This is a genomic window from Candidatus Eremiobacterota bacterium, assembly GCA_031082125.1.
Taxonomy (GTDB): domain Bacteria; phylum Vulcanimicrobiota; class CADAWZ01; order CADAWZ01; family Ess09-12; genus Ess09-12.
Genome location: JAVHLM010000001.1, coordinates 319793 through 338747 on the forward strand (window position 1 = coordinate 319793; position 18955 = coordinate 338747).

The 18955-nt window shown below is 55.7% G+C and carries 16 protein-coding genes; 9 read left to right on the forward strand and 7 right to left on the reverse strand.

What is annotated here, in order from left to right; translation table 11 throughout:
• Nucleotides 1-18: 18 nt before the first annotated feature.
• Nucleotides 19-1998, reverse strand: a complete 1980-nt coding sequence (locus RDV48_01240) for an acyl CoA:acetate/3-ketoacid CoA transferase (protein MDQ7821396.1) — start codon at nt 1996-1998, stop codon at nt 19-21.
• 376 nt (nt 1999-2374) lie between these two features.
• Here RDV48_01240 and RDV48_01245 point away from each other — a divergent pair, with 376 nt between their 5' ends.
• From RDV48_01245 to RDV48_01265, 5 genes are read left to right on the forward strand one after another with little or no spacing between them, the layout of a single operon-like run.
• Complete coding sequence (locus tag RDV48_01245) at nt 2375-2896, forward strand: hypothetical protein (GenBank protein MDQ7821397.1); 522 nt, start codon at nt 2375-2377, stop codon at nt 2894-2896.
• Nucleotides 2897-2910: 14 nt separating this feature from the next.
• Complete coding sequence (locus RDV48_01250; GenBank protein MDQ7821398.1) at nt 2911-3999, forward strand: alpha/beta fold hydrolase; 1089 nt, start codon at nt 2911-2913, stop codon at nt 3997-3999.
• Nucleotides 4000-4030: 31 nt separating this feature from the next.
• A complete protein-coding gene (locus tag RDV48_01255) occupies nt 4031-4453 on the forward strand; it encodes a hypothetical protein (protein ID MDQ7821399.1) in 423 nt (140 codons plus the stop codon).
• 18 nt (nt 4454-4471) lie between these two features.
• Nucleotides 4472-4900, forward strand: coding sequence for a hypothetical protein (locus RDV48_01260; GenBank protein MDQ7821400.1), 429 nt, complete (start codon nt 4472-4474; stop codon nt 4898-4900).
• Nucleotides 4897-5997: an alpha/beta fold hydrolase gene (locus tag RDV48_01265; protein ID MDQ7821401.1), complete on the forward strand. Its 1101-nt coding sequence runs from the start codon at nt 4897-4899 to the stop codon at nt 5995-5997. Before RDV48_01260 ends, RDV48_01265 begins: the two co-directional genes overlap by 4 nt.
• Here RDV48_01265 and RDV48_01270 read toward each other — a convergent pair.
• The 3 genes from RDV48_01270 to RDV48_01280 form a co-directional block, all read right to left on the reverse strand.
• Nucleotides 5983-7260, reverse strand: a complete 1278-nt coding sequence (locus RDV48_01270; GenBank protein ID MDQ7821402.1) for an MFS transporter — start codon at nt 7258-7260, stop codon at nt 5983-5985. The genes RDV48_01265 and RDV48_01270 overlap by 15 nt on opposite strands.
• An 88-nt stretch (nt 7261-7348) precedes the next feature.
• The gene (locus RDV48_01275; protein MDQ7821403.1) at nt 7349-9121 is read right to left on the reverse strand and encodes a hypothetical protein; all 1773 of its coding nucleotides are present in this window, start codon (nt 9119-9121) and stop codon (nt 7349-7351) included.
• 225 nt (nt 9122-9346) lie between these two features.
• A complete protein-coding gene (locus tag RDV48_01280; GenBank protein ID MDQ7821404.1) occupies nt 9347-9541 on the reverse strand; it encodes a hypothetical protein in 195 nt (64 codons plus the stop codon).
• Between the two features lie 288 nt (nt 9542-9829).
• On the opposite strand from RDV48_01280, the gene RDV48_01285 reads away from it, so the two are divergent.
• The gene (locus tag RDV48_01285) at nt 9830-10240 is read left to right on the forward strand and encodes a PilZ domain-containing protein (GenBank protein ID MDQ7821405.1); all 411 of its coding nucleotides are present in this window, start codon (nt 9830-9832) and stop codon (nt 10238-10240) included.
• A 3-nt stretch (nt 10241-10243) separates the two neighbouring features.
• On the opposite strand, the gene RDV48_01290 is transcribed toward RDV48_01285, so the two are convergent.
• Complete coding sequence (locus RDV48_01290) at nt 10244-10399, reverse strand: hypothetical protein (protein MDQ7821406.1); 156 nt, start codon at nt 10397-10399, stop codon at nt 10244-10246.
• Nucleotides 10400-10750: 351 nt separating this feature from the next.
• Between RDV48_01290 and RDV48_01295 the strand changes: the two genes are divergently transcribed.
• The 3 genes from RDV48_01295 to RDV48_01305 all read left to right on the forward strand — a co-directional run bounded on the left by RDV48_01295 (nt 10751) and on the right by RDV48_01305 (nt 15231).
• Nucleotides 10751-11905, forward strand: a complete 1155-nt coding sequence (locus RDV48_01295; GenBank protein MDQ7821407.1) for a PAS domain S-box protein — start codon at nt 10751-10753, stop codon at nt 11903-11905.
• Between the two features lie 111 nt (nt 11906-12016).
• Complete coding sequence (locus RDV48_01300; protein MDQ7821408.1) at nt 12017-14422, forward strand: glycoside hydrolase family 31 protein; 2406 nt, start codon at nt 12017-12019, stop codon at nt 14420-14422.
• Nucleotides 14423-14496: 74 nt separating this feature from the next.
• Entirely contained in the window at nt 14497-15231 is a 735-nt protein-coding gene (locus RDV48_01305; protein ID MDQ7821409.1) for a hypothetical protein, read from the forward strand.
• Here the strand turns inward: RDV48_01305 and RDV48_01310 are convergent.
• On the reverse strand, nt 15215-16507 hold the full coding sequence (locus tag RDV48_01310) for a ribonuclease H-like domain-containing protein (GenBank protein ID MDQ7821410.1): 1293 nt from the start codon (nt 16505-16507) through the stop codon (nt 15215-15217). The two genes, RDV48_01305 and RDV48_01310, sit on opposite strands and share 17 nt — an antisense overlap.
• A complete protein-coding gene (locus RDV48_01315; GenBank protein MDQ7821411.1) occupies nt 16485-18884 on the reverse strand; it encodes a DEAD/DEAH box helicase in 2400 nt (799 codons plus the stop codon). The genes RDV48_01310 and RDV48_01315 overlap by 23 nt, the downstream gene beginning before the upstream one ends.
• Nucleotides 18885-18955 lie beyond the last annotated feature (71 nt).

The window sequence follows — 18955 nt, forward strand, 5'->3', positions numbered from 1 at the left end:
GCAAAAGTTTTTCGACAGTCAGCGCCTCGCCATTTCTTCCCGGGCTTCCTTGAGCGCCTCATGAGCTTCCTTATGGCTCTCATAAATATGGGGCGCCACGTTGCGCTCGGCGAGTGCCTCGCCCAGCTTCATTCTCAGGAAGGCGCTCGTGGTATACCTCGTAACACCGCGGTAATACTTCTTCACCAGATGGGAGACCATATCCATGTATTCATCCATGAGCTCCGGCAGGATCGAGAAATTGTCATAATTTACCACCGTGGAGACTTTCCGGGAGAGGGGCGACAGGATCTTCTCCGCATGCTTTCTGATTGCCTCGATCTCCCTCGTGGAGCGCACCGAGAGCCCTTCAAAGTTGACAAAGAAAAGGTTTTCCTGAGGCCTGTACACAAGGCGCTCTTCCAGGGGAACTGCCAGGAGCTCATCACGGAGGCCCATGGGCTCATCGACGAATATGCGCTCATCCATGAGGGGGATAGTGCCGTGATAAAGGGGACGGAAGTCCATGTGGGCCAGGATATCCTTTTCAATCTCGACGCCGGGCGCCACCTCTACGAGCTCAAGGCCCCGGGCTCCCAGCGAAAAGACGCACCGCTCGGTGATGAAAAGGACCGGCTGCCCCCGCCTTGCCGCAAGCTCCCCGCTGAAGGTGACATGCTCCACAGCGGCTATGAATTTCCTCTTCCCGCCCTCTTTCCCTATGTGAAGCTTCCCTCCATGGGCTTTCACTTCGCTCTCTCCGGCCAGGAAGGTGCCTACGAAGACGATCTTCCTGGAATTCTGGCTGATGTTGATAAATCCGCCGGCGCCTGCGAGCTTTGAGCCGAAGCGGCTCACGTTCACGTTGCCGAGGGAGTCTGCCTGCGCCATACCCAGGAAGGCCACGTCGAGGCCGCCGCCATCGTAGAAGTCAAACTGCGAAGGCTGGTCTATTATTGCCTCGGTGTTCACAGCGGCGCCGAAGTTGAGACCCGAAGCAGGGAGGCCCCCTATGACGCCCGGCTCGGTAGTGAGGGTGATCAGGTCAAGCACTTTCTCCTCGTGGGCCACCGAGGCAACGCCTTCAGGCATTCCTATGCCCAGGTTCACTACGCTGTTGGGACGGAGCTCGAAGGAGGCGCGCCTGGCGATAATCTTGCGGGCGCTCATCTTCATGGGAGGGACATTCTGCATGGGAATCCTTATCTCGCCTGAAAAAGCGGGGCTGTAAGGCTCCGCAAAGGTCTGCCAGTGATGCTTCGGCTCTGCCACCACAATACAGTCTACAAGGATTCCGGGAATTTTTACCAGCCGGGGATTAAGGGTGCCCTTCTCAGCGAGGCGCTCAACCTGCACCAGCACGAAGCCTCCCGAGTTTTTGGCCGCCATGGCGATGGCCTGGGCCTCCAGCGTGAGCGATTCGCGCTCCATCGTCACATTCCCGTCAGTGTCGGCCGTGGTGCCCCTGAGGAGCGCCACGTTGATCGGGAAGGCCCTGTAAAACAGGTATTCCTCTCCATCAATAGTCATGACGCGCACAATGTCTTCCCTGGTCTTCTCGTTGAGCTTTCCGCCGCCTTTCCGGGGATCGACAAAGGTCCCAAGCCCCACCGGGGTGAGGGTCCCTGGCTTATGGGCCGCAATGTCCCTGAAGAGGTGCGAGATGCACCCCTGGGGAAGGTTGTAGGCCTCTATCCGGTTTTCCAGGGCCAGCTTCCCCAGGGCCGGCACAAGACCCCAGTGCCCGCCGATGACGCGGTGCAGAAGCCCCTCGAGGGCAAGCATGTTAAGGCCCCGCTCCTTGCCGTCACCCTGGCCTGCCGCATAGACAAGGGTGAGCCCGCGGGGCGAGCCGGTCTCTTCATGCCGCTCCCTCAATGCCAGGGCCAGGGCCTCCGCAAAGCCGATACCCACGAATCCGCCTGTGGCAATCGTGTCACCATCCCTTATCAGATTGACGGCCTCCTGGGCAGTGACGACCTTGCCCTTTGCCATGGAAAGCGCCGGCGTTGAAGCCATGAGGGGATGAACTGCTGGATGTCTCTGCATGGTGACACACTCCTTTTTTATCCTGTCAAGGCCGCCGCTTCCATGGGAATCAGGGCCTTTCCGTATAATCTTCCTGACGGCGGGGAAATCCCCTTTCCCTGTGGATTTTGCTTATGCGTAATATCCCCCTTCCAAAAGGCTCTTTTTGCAGGCCCAGAGGCGTTTTCAGTTTTTGCGTAAAGTATTTTGCATTTGCGTTATAAAAAACCGCAATTATGCCGTTTTTATGCAGTATTTTTCATTTTTATGAAAATTTATTTCGCATTTGCGTAAAAAAGCATTGACAAACGTACCCTTTCCATGTATAATGTGCCCATAAGCCAAAATCAAAAAGGAGGAATTGACAATGATTAAAGAGCAGATGGATTACGTAAACCGCATGACAAATCTTATGGAGGAGACTTACCGGTCATCAATCACAAGCACCACTAAATTCCAGGAGAATTTTGTGCAGATGCTGAAAACCCTCACGGAGAGCTCCCTGAAAACCAGCAGCACTGTCCAGGAGCAGTTCCAGGAAATGACCAGGAAACACATCGATGCCACGATGGATGCCTTCAAAAGCCTCGCGGCCATTCACAGCGAGAGCACCCAGAAGGGCATCGATGCCATCAGGGCACTCATGGACAGGTACGGCGTCGAGAACGGCGAGTTCCGCAGGAGCCTCGAGGCCCAGTGGAAAGAGCAGCTTGAGACCATCCAGGACACCTTCAGCAAAACTTCAGAGACTCTGAGAAAAGAGCAGGAAAAGCAGGCCCAGGGCCTCACCAGGCTTTACAAGGATGCCGTGGACCAGGCAATGAAGGACTTTGAGAAAAAGCTGGAAGAGGCAGAGAAGGATAGAAAGTCACCCACTTCCAAGAACTGACACAAGGAAAAGCAATGTACATGATGGATCTCGCTTCACGCTTCACAGAACAGGCTCGTGCACAGACCTGGAAGATGAGGGACTTCATGATGCTTATGGCCGATCCCCCGGTGGTGATGCCCGGCCAGACGCCGTCGCGCATCATCTACCGGAGGCACCGGACAGCCCTGCGGCACTATGAGCCAGCCGGGCCTCAAGTCTTCAGGACGCCGGTGCTCATTGTCTACGCGATGGTGAACAGGCCTTACATCATGGACCTCCTCCCGGGCCGGAGCATAATCGAGCTCCTGGTAAAGCATGGATTTGACGTGTTCCTGCTGGACTGGGGCACTCCCAGGAAGTGTGACAGCGACAAGGGAATCGAGAGCTATCTCGAGGACTATCTTGACGTGATGGCTGACAAGACACTCTCCATCACCGGAACAGAGAGCCTCACCATTATGGGCTACTGCATGGGCGGAACATTGTCGCTCATATACACGGCCCTTCACAGGGAGAAGGTGAAAAATCTCGTCCTGATGGCGGCGCCTTTTGACTCGAGCTCAGACGAGGCCCTTCTCTTTCAGTGGTCCAGGGAGGTGCCCGTTCATGAGATCAGCGAGATCTTCGGCAACTGCCCGGGCTGGCTCATAGGCTCGTCATTTCTCTGGATCAATCCCCTCCAGGCGGGCGACAAGATGAAGAGCCTCTATCAGAACGCTTCGAACAAAGCCTTTACGGACCTGTTCTTCGCAATGGAGAAGTGGCTCAATGATACTGTTGACGTGCCAGGAAGGGCATACACTGAGTTAATTACCTGGTGCTACAAGGAGAACCTCCTCGCCAGCAACAGCCTGTTCCTGGGCGGGAGGCACGCGGACCTGAAATCCATCACCTGCCCCTGCCTGAATATAATGGCGGAGCTGGACACCTCCGTGCCGCCCTCGTCGAGTGCTGGCATAGGCCCTGCGCTGGGAAGCACTGACACTGCCATGCTCTCCTGCCCGGTAGGCCATATTGGTCTTGCCGTGAGCGGCAAGGCATTGAAAAGCCTCTGGCCCGGGGCCATGAGGTGGATGGAAGAGAGGTCCGGCCCCCTGACCGCCCGAAACCATTCAGCTTAGCGCTGACAATTCAAAAACAAAGGAGACTGTTATGAAAAAAACCGCTGAGACAATGCAGGAAATGGTGCATCTATGGGTTGACACGATGCAGGCCATGGCCAGAAATCCCCTTGAAGCCATGGGAAAAGCCTGGAGCGCCGAAACGTATTCGCGCTGGTATGACCTCCATTCCAGAATGACCTCGGAGATCCTTGAAGGGATACTCCGTACCCCAGGCTTTGCCGCCCAGAGCTGGGAGATGGTGAAGGGCACGTCGCCCTTCAGGAAATTCAGCCGGGAGATGATGGAAACGGCGATGAAGACCATGGAGCTTCCCACGGGAAAAGATATAAACGAGCTCCATGAGCGCCTTGACTCACTGGAGGACAGGATAGAGTCCATGGAGAAAGAGTTTAAAGCCGGGAAAGCCACGGCGAAAAAGCCGGCGGCGAAAAAATCTGCGGCGAAAAAATAGGAATCCAGGGAGGTTGCCATGTTCTTCGATCCCCTCAAAGTCTCCGGAGCCTTTCAGGAGCAGATGGAGTCCTTTTTCATCGGGAAGATGAAGGATCTGATGGAGAGCCCTGTCTTTCTCTCCCAGGTGAGCAAGGGCATGGAGAGCGGCCTCGAAGGCAAGAAGAAGGTCGATGCCGCCATGAGAGCGTCACTTGAGGGCATGAACATAGCGACACGCGATGACCATGCAAGAACGCTCCAGTGCCTCCAGCGCATCGAGTCAAAGATCCTGGACCTTGAAGAGAAACTGGAAAACCTCGAGGACATGCTGAAAGCCCCGGTAAAATCTCCCGCCACAGCAGGATCACCAGCAAAAAAGGCTGCAGAAAAAAAGCCGAAGGGGAAGCCCGGGGCGGCAAAGGGAAAGGAACGGGGAAAAACAGCCAGGAAGGGCGCACAAAAATGAATCTTAATGACCTGATTCCCCCGGAGGCAATGGAGCTTCAGGATCGGAATGCCCGTTACCGCGAGATAATATTCCATTCCACAACGGCTACGCGCGGAGATCTCGAGCGTATCAAGAAGGAGCTCAACCTCGCGCCGACACCCAAGGAAGTGATCCACGAAGAGTGCTCACTCCGCCTTTACCGTTATACTCCGGTGAGAAAAAAGCTCCACGGCACTCCCCTTCTCATCGTGCCGTCCCTTATCCTGCGCTACCACATTCTCGATCTCCTGAAGGGCCACAGCCTCATTGAGCACCTTGTGAGCAGAGGAATTGACACCTACCTCCTTGACTGGGGGATACCCGGAGACGAGCACGGCGCCCTCACCCTTGACTACTATATCGACACGTTCCTGCGCAGGGCGGCGCGCAAAGTGGCACGCTTCACGGGGAGGGAGAAAATAAGCCTCCTGGGGCAGTGCCTCGGGGGAACCTTCGCCGCCGTTTTCACTTCTCTCTACCCTGAAAAGATAGAGAGGCTCATATGCCTCACCACGCCCGTGGACTTCCATGACGCGGGCCTCCTCTCGCTCTGGACCAGCAAGGAAAACTTCAATATTGACAACGTCGTGGAGTCTTTCGGCAACGTGATACCCCCCGAGTTCATCCATGGCTGCTTCCAGTTTCTGGACGTGAAAGCCACGGTGGAGCGCTACAAAAAGCTCTACCACAACGTGCTCGATGAGAACTTCCTTTTTTACTACCGGGCAATGGACCAGTGGATAAACGACAAGATCCCCTTCCCCGCCCAGGTGTTCCGGCGCTTCATCAGGGATCTCTACCAGGAGAACCTGCTCGCGCAGGGAAGGCTCCTCATCAACGGGAGGGCCGCCAATCCCGGCGCAATAACCTGCCCCGTGCAGGTTATCACCGCCGCAAAAGATCACGTGTTCCCCGAGAAAGCGGCGCAAGCCCTCACGAAGCTTGTGAGCGGACCCGTGGAATACCATAAGATTGATGCAGGCCACGTGACCCTTGTTGCCCTCTTCCCCCAGCGGGAAGAGACATACGGGCACATTACCACATTTCTCGGAAACGGAGTTTTAAGAGTGGGATAGGGAAGGAGCCGGCTTTGCACGGGGCCCGGTCTCAGGGAGCAGGAAGGAACCCAGGAACATGGAGCTGCTCACGATGGTGATATACACAAATCCCCATAAGAACTCATTGCCGTTCATCTCGGCTATCTTGCCCACGAGCCAGACGTTGAAGGTAGCGGCGATATAGCAGGCTCCCCAGAAAATTCCCATCAGGTAGCCCGATTTCTTTGCCGTCATGCCAGGAAGCTCCTGGGGGATGGTAAAGAAGGGAGAGGCCCATATGAAGAGGCAGAATCCTGTCATTACAGAGGCGGCCAGCGACAGGGCCGTGGAGTTCAGCAGGAACATTCCCAGCACCGAGGGAATCAGCAGAAGCCCCGCCCACCTCACGAAGGGAAGCCGCAGGCCCGTGCTCTGTGTGAGCATTATCCCGATGATGGAAGCAGGTATTCCCATAGCCATAGCCACTGCCGGGGCGTGGAGGATCCAGAAGCCCGCAGCCTCGCCGAACTTATCACCATAGAACTTGGGGAAATAAGCGACAATCGACAGGTAGAGCGACAGCGCTCCCATATAGGTGAAGGCAAGCTTCCACGTATTGGCATCCCTGAGAGCGCCTGCATAGCCGTAAGAAGCCTCCCCGGCGCCGCTTCCACCCTCCTGTGATTTTTCCTCTGCATCTCTCCCCAGTATGAGCCACGCAACAGCAAGCACTACGCTCACGAGGCTGTACGCGATAAGTGCTTTCTGCCATGAATCGCCAAGGGCAGCCTGCACATAAGGTGTGATAAAGAGAGAGATTGTCATACCCACGTTGATTGCCACGAAGTTGATGCCGTTAATGACAAGGCGCTCCCGGCTGGAGAACCATTTCATCACGACAGGGGTGAAATAGACCACGACCATGGCCCCTCCTATCCCCATGGCGAACCGGGCAAGAAGTATAAGCCCGTAAGAAGGAGACATGGGGGCAAGAATTCCCACGCAGATGAGGGCTGAAGCCGCCATGAATGCCCATCTCAGACCCAGGCGCGCCATAAGTGCCCCCGCGAGGGTGGGCCCGAATATCTTGGCAAAGCTCACGCTGGTCGTCATAAAGCTCCCCTGGCTCAGCGTCAGGCCCAGGTCATGCATCAGCCGCTTCAGGAAAGGGCCGGCAGCGGCCCATGTCATGCCGAAAGCGGCATAGGTGAGAAAAATAAGTACTTCGATGACGTACCGGTAAGGAGAAGAATCTGCAGAATCTGGCTTCTCTGCCTTGCTGTTCTCTGACTGCTGCGCCATAAGATCCTCGATGCCTGTTATTTCAGGAAGTATGCGGAGTTGTTGCGCTCCCCGGGAGAGGGTTCCCTGGGCGTGGCCTGATTTACCATTATGACGGCCACTTCTCCATAAAAAGCGGAAGAGGACCTGTCTGTGAGAGAACCCAGCTGCCCGTATCAGGCTTGGGTATCACCGCGTTATTGTCAAGGACCTTCAGTATCTGCGAGGCGACATAGGAGGGAGAGTCCTTGAAGGGAAGCTTCTCCTGCGCCACCTGCTTTATGGCATCAACGGAAGCCTCCATCCCGGGCTTCTCAAGGAAACTGCGGTCTTCAATGACACGGTCCAGCAACACCACAAGGGCATTATAACGCATGCCGTCATGGTTTTTGCCATCCAGAATTCTCGGGATGTACCGGGGGTCTTCGCAGATCTCCCGCTTGAATTCCCCCCAGTGCTCGAGAGGATATGAGGCCATTTTGAAGTGAGCAACGCGGGGGCGGGTGTCTGTCGGATTCTTCAGATCCTCGGCGGTCACTTTCACGTCAACATCGAGGTTGTGGGCATTTACCTGGCTCTCATCGGCCACGGACCTCTCTGCTTCAGAGACCTGGTCCTCCCTGTTGGTGACCGCAATAAGGGTCACGCCGGGGGGGACCTTCCTTCCCTCCACATGCTCCCTGATGAAGGTCGAGCCCTCTGAGATCTGCTCATACCCCGGTTTCTGGGCATAAATATAAGGATTGGTGAGCGAGGCCGAAAGCTCCGCCGTCTGTTTCGTCGCCTCCTTGGCAACCGCCTTGTTGGCCGCGTACCAGGCGGCAAAGAGGGGATTTGTCAGGGCCAGAGCCATGCCGGGAGTCTGCTCCAAAGGATCAAGTACGTTTTTCTCATAGATATCGAAGCCCACAGTGGCAAGCCCGTTAGGAAGGGGCCTCCTGACACCTTTTGCAATGGGTGAAGAGAGAGTCATTATGGTGGAGACGCCGTTTGCCGCATCAAAGGTGAAAGGGCTCCTCTCGTCCGGGCTCCCCTTGGGATTGATGCCGATGAGGTAGGCCACATAGCCTCCCATGCTGTGCCCCACAAGCAATGCTTTAGGCGCTATTGATTCTATGATTTCACCGGCGCATTTCTGCAGCACTTCCTTCTTCTTCTTTCCCTCGAGCGACGAGGCGAATCCTGTCTTCCCGATGGCTCCTGCGAGCTCCTGCTCATATTCCTTAAGCCTGGTGCTGAAAGAATCTTTCAGGACACCCTCTTTCATCGAGAGCATGGAGTCAATCCTGTCAATGACCCCCGGCAGGAGGGCGGCAATGCCTTTTACGCTCTGATCGGCCTCCCCGTAAAGGGCCTGATCCATCTCGAAAAACTCCATGAGCCTTGCGGGGTCATTTTTCATGGGCCGGAGTGTTTTCAAGTTATTCTTTGCGATATCCAGGCGGGATTCATTGACGGTGCGGGAGACATTCTGTGCCGATACCTCGAGGCGCTCGCCATCCTTTATGCTCATATAGGTGCTTGATTCCGTGGGATGGCCCGAGGCAAGAGATGCCTCATGGTAATCCGCTATGCTCTCCTTTTCCCTGAGAGTGCCATGAACTATCACGACCGGCGCATAGTTCCTGGCCTCCGCTCCAAGCGGATCAGGATAAGCGAGGCTCATCACTGTCACCTGGAGTGGCTCCGATGACTCCCCGGGCTTTCCCTTTTTCCTCGCTTTTGAAAGCATCACCGAAGGATCGCTGCCGGTATCGCGAGTGATGCTTACCTTATCAAGCGCGTCCTGGTTTTCCGCGGAAGCGCCTACGGGCCGGGAAGCATTGTGCCCCGAAGTTCCGCGGGGTGCATTGAAACCCGAGACATTATTGATAAAATCCACAGAGTTTTACCTCTTGCAGGGAATAGAAGGGCTTTATTCCGGCTGAATGAACCTCATTCTCAATTATAGTCGCTTTCCGCCAGCCAGTCCATATGACAATTGTAAATATCTTGTTAAATGTTCAACAGGACACGGGATCATACCCTGTCAGAAAGCCATGGAGATGAGCGCAACCTGCTCTCACCTCCATGGCTTCCAATCCCGGGCTCCGCTTTTTAAGGCTTTCTAGCCTGCCACGCCGGCCCGCTGGGCATACTCCATGATCATACTCATGTCAGGGATACAGCCTTCTTTCACCACTTTCCCGTCCACCTTGAGGAGGGGAAGCCTCTCCTTCATGCTCTGCGCATCCACCTTCTGGTATTTCAGCTCAATCCTGTCCTGGAAATAGGCCTTGACCGAATATTGGAGACGGTTCACAATCTCATCCAGAGATCGCTTCGGCCCTCACCCGAAATGACATTTCACTCCCATCGTAGGGTCATCGAGAACCTCCATTATCATCTTTTTTTCCACTCTGATTCCTCCTTTTGCACTTGTTCCTCTCATGGTCGATGCTCTTTTTTAGAAAAAGATTCTTTTATTCATATATTCTAATAATACGTTAAAATTCCTTCTCCCGTTCAGGTGAATTTGATACAGAAAAAGCGGCGCCCTTCTGATAGCATGAGAATGAAAGGCGCTCCCGTAAAGACGGGGGTGATGAAAATGTGGCAGCTCTTTGCAAAAAAGAATACAACACCGGCTGATGGTGCGGGAAGGGAAGAACCTCCCAAGGTACAGCACATCTCGATGATCCTGATGATCAACGCGAGAAGCTCGATCCACCGGGAACAGTTCCGCATGATGACAGACAATATCAGCACGAAGGCCATCAGGTTCGCTTCGGATATTGAGCTGAGCGCGGGAGAAAGGGTCGAGATGGACATGCTCCTTCTCGTGAACCTGCCCAGGATTACGATGAAGGGAGAGGTGCTCTGGTGCAGGAAAAACGTGGTCCGCGGGAAGATGCTCTATGAGTGTGCCTTGAGGATTACGGAACTGCGCAGGGAGGACCAGCCTCTGCTGGAGCGTTACATAGAAAGGTACCGCACCGGCGAAAAACCGGTGCTTGTATAGCCCTTATGATTCCTCGGCCCACAGGTATGCATGAGCCACCCACTGAGTGAGGGCGTCCCAGTAGCAGATGCTGCAGTCAGTGAAGACTACTGTGCAGGATGAATCAAGAAGCATTACGTTGACCTTTCCCCGGTGGGAAAAAATCCCGATCCTGTCCATGGTCATGCCTCCTCTCGTTCCTGTCTCTCCACAATCATATACCGGATTTTTCGTCTTTTATTCCGCTGGCAGGTGCCTGCGGCTCCGGGAACTCGAGCCGGGTTCGAGAGCATTGCTGGAAGTGCGGCGTGAAGCTTGCCATTCATTCCTGCCAGTATGAGGCAATTCGCATTCATTACCTCTGCCCTGCTTCGCAGAGAATAAAGGCGCTGTTATTGATTTTCCGCTTGAAAAGTGCTATAATAACAGAGATATTCTCATTTATTCACCACCTCTCAAGGTGTTGAATCTTTCGTCGCAGCCCCTTTGTGCAGAGGAATCCAGGGGTCGCCATTAGGAAAGGATGCCGTGATGGTCTCTCCTCCTATTCTGGTAGTTGAAGACGATGGAATAACGGGAAGGTACATCGAAAAAAGCCTCAGGAACCTGGGATACAATGTGTCATGCGTGGTTTCCTCAGGAAAGGAAGCCATATCAAAAGCCCATGAGATGAGACCGGCCCTTATCCTGATGGACATTCATCTCAAGGGCGAGATAGACGGCATTGAGGCCACCAAAGCCATCAGGGGATCCCTTGACATCCCCATAGTGTACCTCACCGCTTATTCAGACAACTCCACCCTCCAGCGCGCCAAGCTCACCGATCCCTTCGGCTACGTGCTCAAGCCCTTTGAAGAGGCTGACCTTTATACTGCCGTGGAGATGGCCCTCCATAAGCACAAGCTCGAGAAGGAGCTCGTGGAAAGCAGACTCTGGCTCACCACCACCCTTAAAAGCATCGGCGACGCCGTAATTGCCACCGATGAGAGCGGTTATGTAAAATTCATGAACAGGGTCGCCGAGGAGCTCACAGGCTGGTCCCACAGGGAAGCCCATGGAAAAGAGCTCTGGGAGGTTTACCAGGTCTTCAACGAAAAAAACCGCGGGCCTCTCAGAAACACAGTGGAACAGATACTCATCGAGGAAGAGACCACGACTTTTGAAAACGGCATGGTGCTCAGAAACAAGGCGGGCCGGGAGAGATTCATCGAAGACTCCACGGCGCCGATAAGGGATGAAAAGGGTGACGTGTGCGGCATAGTGCTTGTCTTCAGGGACATCACCGAAAGGAAGGCGATGCTCCAGTCCCTGGGGCAGGCTGATGAGCTCTTGAGAAATGTTTTTGAGTTTTTCAACGAAGCCCTCATTGTCGTTGATCCCCAGTCGCATCTGATCTCTGACTGCAATAAGAATGCCGAGTCAATGTTCGGATATTCCCGTACTGAGCTTGTCGGGCTCCAGACCAGCATACTTCACACCGATCCCGAGAGCTTCAAAAAATTCAGCAATGAAACGGTGGAAGGCTCCCATGACAGGGGACTCTATGAGACGGACTTCACCCTCAAGAGGAAAAGCGGCGAGCATTTTCCCGCCCACATTGTGGCCAAGCCTGTTTACAACAGCGACGGGACCATCTCGCGGGGAATCACCATAATCACCGATCTCAGCAGGAATATCCGCTCCTGACCGCTCCCCGTACCTGCACAAGAAATCCTCATCTCAGAAGAACCATCCCTGAAGGAAATTCGCTCACCGCCCCTAATATTTTCTCCATATGACCAGAGGGGGGTGGGATCCTTGGCAAGTAACTACGAAAGAGAAGAATTCACCCTCTTTGACGATGATATGGGTAATTTTTCCTTTCTCTCCGAGCTGAAGAGCTTTATCCCCTCAGGGGAGAGCGCATTCTCCATAGAGGCTTTATCGCAGAAAAGCGAACGAGTCCCCGTCAGCATGGAATTCATCTCCGATTCAATCTTCAGGATGCGGTACACCTGCGAGAAAGCCCTCGCCCGGAAAAGCACCGCCATGCTTGTGGCGGAGCCCCTTTCCAGCGGCAAGGTGAAGACCGAGGAAAGCACCCATGACCTCCTCTTCAAGGGCGACAGCCTCACGGTGGCCTTCAAGAAAAAGCCCTGGATTATGAAGGTCCTCGATTCCAGTGGAAAAACGCTCATGAAAAGCTCCCATGCCGATGAATTCGGCATTCCGAACCGTTACCGCGTCCTGCCCCCCGGTTTCAGAAAGGGTCCGGAGGGAGGAGTGCATGTCTTTCATTCGGGCTATCTTTTCTCCGATGAGCACTTTTACGGCCTCGGCGAGAAGTTCTCAAGCCTGGACAGGCGGCACCAGAAATTCATCTCATGGCATGTCGATGCCCATGGCACCAACAGCAACGAGTGGGCCTACAAGAACATCCCCTTCTTCTTCAGCTCCAGAGGCTACGGCATATTCATCAACAGCTCCTTCAGGATCGTCTATGACTTTGGGGAGAGAAGCTATGTCTCCTGGTTCTTCTCCCTTGAGGACAGCCTGATGGACTTTTTCTTCATCTACGGTCCGTCTCCGCGAGATATTATAGCCCGTTATACGGATCTCACCGGGAGATCCGAGGTGCCGCCGCGGTGGTCCTTCGGCCTCTGGATGTCCCGGTGCATGTACAAAGACAGAGGTGAAGTGGAAGAGGTGGCCGCGGGGCTGCGCAGCAGTGACATACCCTGCGACGTGCTCCATATTGATCCGCTCTGGCTTAAGGGGAGAAAGGAGAGGGACCGCGATTCGGCCTGCGAGCTCTCGTGGGATGAAGAAGCCTTCCCCGATCCCGGGGGAATGATTGAGGGCCTTAAAAAGCAGGGCTTCAGGCTGAGCCTCTGGGAAAATCCTTATATCCACGAGGGGTCGGCCCTCTATCAGGAAGGAAAGGAAAAGGGATTCTTCCCCCTTGACAGCCAGGGCAACCCTGCAAGGCTTGCCGAGGATCCCTGCTGCACCCTTGTTGATTTCAGTAATCCCGAAGCCTGCCGGTGGTTTGCGGCAAAGCATGAGAGCCTCTTCAGGACGGGAGTGGCGGTGATGAAAACGGACTACGGCGAGTACGCCCCTGTCGATGCCCGCTATCACAACGGCATGACGGGAAGTGAGATGCACAACCTTTATCCGCTCCTTTACAACAAAACCATCTATGAGGCAACAAAAAAATACCGGGGCTACGGCCTTGTCTGGGGGCGCTCCGCCTATGCAGGATCCCAGCGCTACCCCCTTTACTGGTCCGGCGACTCGCGGCCGGGCTTCAACGAGATGGCCTGCGTGCTGAGGGGAGGCCTGAGCATGGCCCTGTCGGGCTTCCCTTTCTGGAGCCATGACATCGGAGGATTTATAGGGAAGCCTCATGAGATTCTTTACATAAGGTGGGCCCAGTGGGGGCTTCTCTCTTCCCATGCCCGCTGCCATGGGACCACGCCCAGGGAGCCCTGGCATTTCGGGGAGAGAGCCCTGGAAATTTTCAGGACCTACGCGAAGCTCCGCTACCGCCTCATCCCTTACCTTTATTCTTACGCCCATGTGGCTTCCCTTACAGGCATGCCTCTCATGCGCCCCCTGCTGCTGGAGTTCCCCGGTGACAGGAGAGCCTGGGAAGAGGACCTTGAATACCTTCTGGGAAGGGAGCTTCTCGTAGCCCCTGTCTGCGAGGCCGAAGAGGGGCGGGCCCTTTATTTCCCCGAGGGAAAATGGCTGGACTTCTGGACGGGAAAGATCTACAGCGGTCCCTCGGATGTCTGGTATGACGCTCCCCTGGATATCCTTCCCCTCTTCATCAGGGCCAACTCAATCATCCCCATGAGCCCCGGCATGCCCTCTGTGGGTGAAGAGCCTGAAAAGCAGCTCACCTGCGAGGTTTATCTCACCGACAGGGCGGAATTTCTTTTCTATGAGGGCAATGAGCCGCTCCTCTTCAGAGCCGAGACAGATAAATGGGAGATCCTTTTTCATACGGGCCCTTCGAAAAGGACCTACATGGTGCGCTTCAACCAGACTTCCTCCATTGCCACGGTGAAAGTGGAGGACCGCCTCATCGGGGAGCTCAACGACCTGAAGGAGGTGCAGGGCTCCCCTGAAGGATGGACACAGACCGACGATTCCGTCATTGTGAAATTCAGGGCCGAAGGAGAGTGTACTGTCATCCTTAAGCATGTGGAATACTAGAACAATGCCAGTATGATTGACTGGGAGCCGCGCAAGCCTCTCCGGTCATTAAAAGTGCAAGGAGGAGTGTTACAATGAAGAGTTTCCTGAGAGCGCACAGGGTAAGCCCGCCGGGACTGATGCTATGGGGAGCATTTTTCTTCATCACGATTTCCTGGTTGCTCATTCTCACGTCACAGCCCGCCTCTTCATGGAAATCAGGGTGGTTCAGCTACAAGGACAGCAGCGGGAAGGAGCGCAAGGCCTACGGCTTTCTTCCCACAAAAGCGGAAAAGCAGAGCAACCTTCCTCTGATGCTCCTTCTTCACCCTGCCGGCAGTGCCTCAAATATGGTGGATCACTATGCCCAGGCTGCCGAGCGGTGCGGATGGATCCTGGCCTCCTCGAGCGCCGTCTATAACGGCAGCGATGAGGAGCAGGACAGGGAGGAGCTCAAGGAGCTCGCCCTCTCCATGCAGAAGACGTACCGTGCCGACAAGAGGCATACCTTTCTTGCCGGCCACTCCGGCGGGGCCTGCACCGCCTACTACCTGGTGCTCACCGATCCGGACGTCTTCCGCGGCGCCATCGTGGAAAACGGCCACTGTGGCCCATGGCGCACTATAAAGGACGAGGCAAAGGGAAATTCGGTATTCTACCTCTTCACAAGGACCAGCGACTTCAATATGCCGGCCACCAAGCAGCTTTATCAGGAGATGACGGCGAAGGGCTTCAAGGTCAATTACAGGGAGCTTGCGGGAGGCCACATGGGAATGCAGGCCAGCGAGCTTGATGATGCCTTCAACTGGCTCCTTAAAAATGGTCGTTAAGCCGGCTCTTCCCTGCCGCGGCTTTCTGCTCGAGGCGGCTCTCCCGGCGGGCAAGCTCCTTCAGGAAACGGGGTGAATGGGCTGAGGCCTGGTATTTGAGCCTGGCAAGCACCTCGAGGGCACGGCCCGGATCCTTGAGGCGGTGCTCATAATACTTGGCAAGCTCGATGAAGGGAAAGGGATCTTGTGACCGATGCTCCTCTATCATGGCGTGCCAGAGCGATGCAGCCTCATCGAGCCGGCCCTCCCTCCGGTAGTGAAGGGAAAGATGAAGGGCCGCCTCGAAGGACTCCCCCTCCCTTCCCCTCTTCACCGCCTCCTCGAGGCACGCGGTGCCCATGCACCTGTCGCCGCTCTCGCGGTGAAAACGGCCTACCTTTGCAAGATGGGCATCCGGTGAGGCAAGGGGATCGGAGAGAAGCCTTCCGATGTGGGCCGTGAGGGCAACAAGCGTGATGATGTCAAGCCTGTTATGGGAGAGGATCTTCTTCATCATCGCCGTCCTGCCGCTCCGTACGAAGTCAAAATAGCACTGGGGGATAAGGAAGCTTTCAATATCGTCTTCCCTGGGGGCCATGCCCAGCACTTTCACCTCGAGGGTCTTGAGGCGGCAGTCATCGAAAAGGCCCTTGAAAAGCCGCCTTGAAGGGTAGAGAAGATCGAGGTGGGGCAGCCCCCGAAGGTTTGTCCTGGTCCTGTTCAGCACGTAACGCTCCTCTATGAGGGGCACATCGTAGGCCTTCCCATTGAAGGAGACAAAGCCTCTCGCGGAGGCCAGCACTTCCCTGAGGTGGGAGAGCATGGCCTTCTCCTCGTGGTAATCCCTCATAAAGTACTGGTGAAGGTGGAAGGCCCCTTCGCTGAAAAAGCCTACCCCGACGAGAAAAGCCACCGTTCCCGCACCGCCCGCAAGGCCCGTGGTCTCGGTGTCGATAAAAATGCATTCCCCGGGAGCGCAGGGAAAGCTCTCCTTCGTAAGCATGGAGACGATACGGGGGGATATGGCTCTTATGGCTCCAAGCGGAAGGGTCCCATGAAAATAGCTCTCGGGAAAGGTATTTCTCACCAGCACAAAAGAGCCTTGTCCGCCGGCAAAAATTTCGCCGCCCAGGGCCTCCTCTCCAGGATCATGGGAGGGGCCGGTCTTCCTTGACGCCTCCACAGCCCTGCCGGCAATACGCTCAAGGCGCTCACGGAGCTCGCCCGGCCTATCCTGCGCGGGGTGATCCTTTGCCGCCCCGCCGAGAGCCCTGTCAAGCCTGGACCTGAGACTCATCCCTCAAAACCCTCCTTAAAAACTCAAGGGCTGTCTTCTTGCTCTCCTTGCCCATTTCCTCGGGGGGTCCCACGCAGGAAGGGCATCCCGCGCTGCAGGGGCAGCGGGAGACTATGGAGAGCGAGCGGGAGAGGAGCGTACCGTGGTAATCATAGAGGAGGGGCGAGAAGCCGATCCCTCCCGGATAATCATCATAGAGAAATATCGTGGGCTCGAAGCGCTCAAGTGAGTCCACGGGAAGCTCCATGCCGTCATCGGAATGGATTATCCCCGGCGCCGAGCGCCCCCGCTCCCTTGCGAGAGTCCCCACGAACCACTGGGCATTCCTGTCGCCGACGCTCCTCTGGATATCCCTGGTGTCGCACATGAGAAGAAAGGGGGCCGTGTGGTGGAGCAGGTATGCCACACCCATGAGCCCGTCTATGACCTGCGCCCTTGTGAAGCCCATCTCAAAGAGAAAGGCGGGCTTCACCGTGAACCAGTACGCCGTGGTGTGCATTTCCTGGTCGGGAAGGGATATGGGTCCGTATCCCACGTTCTCCCTGGTGCTGAACTTGATTTTCTTGAAGCCGCTCACTTTCCAGGCCACATGGACCTCTCCGTGCTCTCTTGTGAGCTCGGAGGTGTAGTTCTGTGCAAAGCTCTCCAGTATCCTCACCTTCGTGCTTGTGATGGCATCGGTGTAGTACTCCACGTCAACCTTCCTCACGAAAGCCTTGCGCTGGGCGTAATCGAGTTTCTTCACATGGTAGCTCTGGGCTTCGCAGAGGTAAATGGCATCCTCGTAAAGCGTCGAGGGAGCCGACGTGAAGTCAACTTCGGCAATGACCCTGTTCTCGGCATCCATGTCCATCACGACAAAGTTTTCATTGGATATGGTCCGAAGGCTTATCTCGTCGGCAGGGTAGGTCTCCTGGGTCCAGTGCCATGCGTCGCCGGCCCTGTGCAGAATCCCCTTCTCCTCGAGATACCTGAGTATCTCTCCCAGGTTTTCCCTGCCGAAGCGCTCGTCCTCCTTGAGGGGCAGCTCAAAGGCGGCGCACTTGATGTGGCTCACCAGGATCTGGAGGTTGTCGGCGTTGATGAGTCCGTGCTCGGGGCTTTTCCCGAAAAAATACTCGGGGTGATTCACGATGAACTGGTCAAGGGGGTCGCTCCGCGCCACGAAGACGGCCGCCGACACGCCGCGGTGCCTCCCGGCCCGCCCGGCCTGCTGCCATGTCGAGGCCACGCTCCCCGGGTAGCCTGCCATCACGCAGGCCTGGAGGGTCCCTATGTCAATGCCCAGCTCCAAGGCGTTGGTGCTCACCACTCCCAGGATCTCTCCTGTGCGGAGGCCTCTTTCTATCTCGCGCCTTGTCGTGGGAAGATAGCCGCCGCGGTAGCCCCTGATAAGGCCTTTCATGTCGGGGCGCCTCTCAAGGCGCTCCTTGAGGTACCTCGTGAGGACCTCCACATTGAGGCGCGATGAGGCAAATACAATTGTCTGCGCGCCGCTTCCGAGAAACTTCATTGCAATGGACCGCGCCGTGGTGAGATAGCTCTTCCTGATCCCGAGCTGCGCGTTGATGACGGGAGGGTTGTAGAAGATAAAGAACTTCTCTCCGGAGGGAGCCCCGTTCTCATCGATAAGGGACACCTCCTCCTCGATGAGCTTTGAGGCCAGCTCTCCGGGGTTGGCAATTGTCGCTGAGCAGAGGATGAAGACGGGCCGGGAGCCGTGGAAGGCCGCCAGGCGCTTGAGACGCCTGATGACATTGCAGAAATGGCTCCCGAATACGCCACGGTAGGTATGGAGCTCATCAATGACTACATATTTCAGGTTCCCGAAAAAATTGGCCCACTTGGCGTGATGGGGAAGGATTGCCGTGTGAAGCATATCGGGGTTGGAGACGACGACATGGGCTCTGGCCCTGATGGCGCGCCTTGCGTCGGCGGGTGTGTCGCCGTCATAGGTATAGGTGCATATCGATGAGCCCAGGTCATTGACGATCTCCTGGAGCTCGGCCACCTGGTCTTGCGAGAGGGCTTTCGTGGGGAAAAGATAGAGGTTCCGCGCCGAGGGATCGCCCAGGATTGCCTTAAGGACAGGTACATTATAACAGAGAGTCTTTCCCGAGGCAGTAGGCGTCACAATCACAGTATGGCGCCCCTCAAATATCGCATTCCAGGCCTTGTGCTGGTGAAGATAAGGCTCCTTGATCCCGCGGTTTTGGAAGACTCCGGCGAGATCTCCGGGCACCTCGGAAGGCCATGGGGCATGGCGTGCCTCGCGGGCTTTGATATGTTCAATATGAGTGATAATCTCTCTGCCGCGCCTTGCGCTTACGAAATCATCAATGACGCCTTCAACGCTCCGCGGGGAATTTCCCTGCATCCTCGCCACAGGCCGCTCCCTCCCTTCACTCCCGATTCTATGGGATACATTTGTAACTCTTTATTATCCCT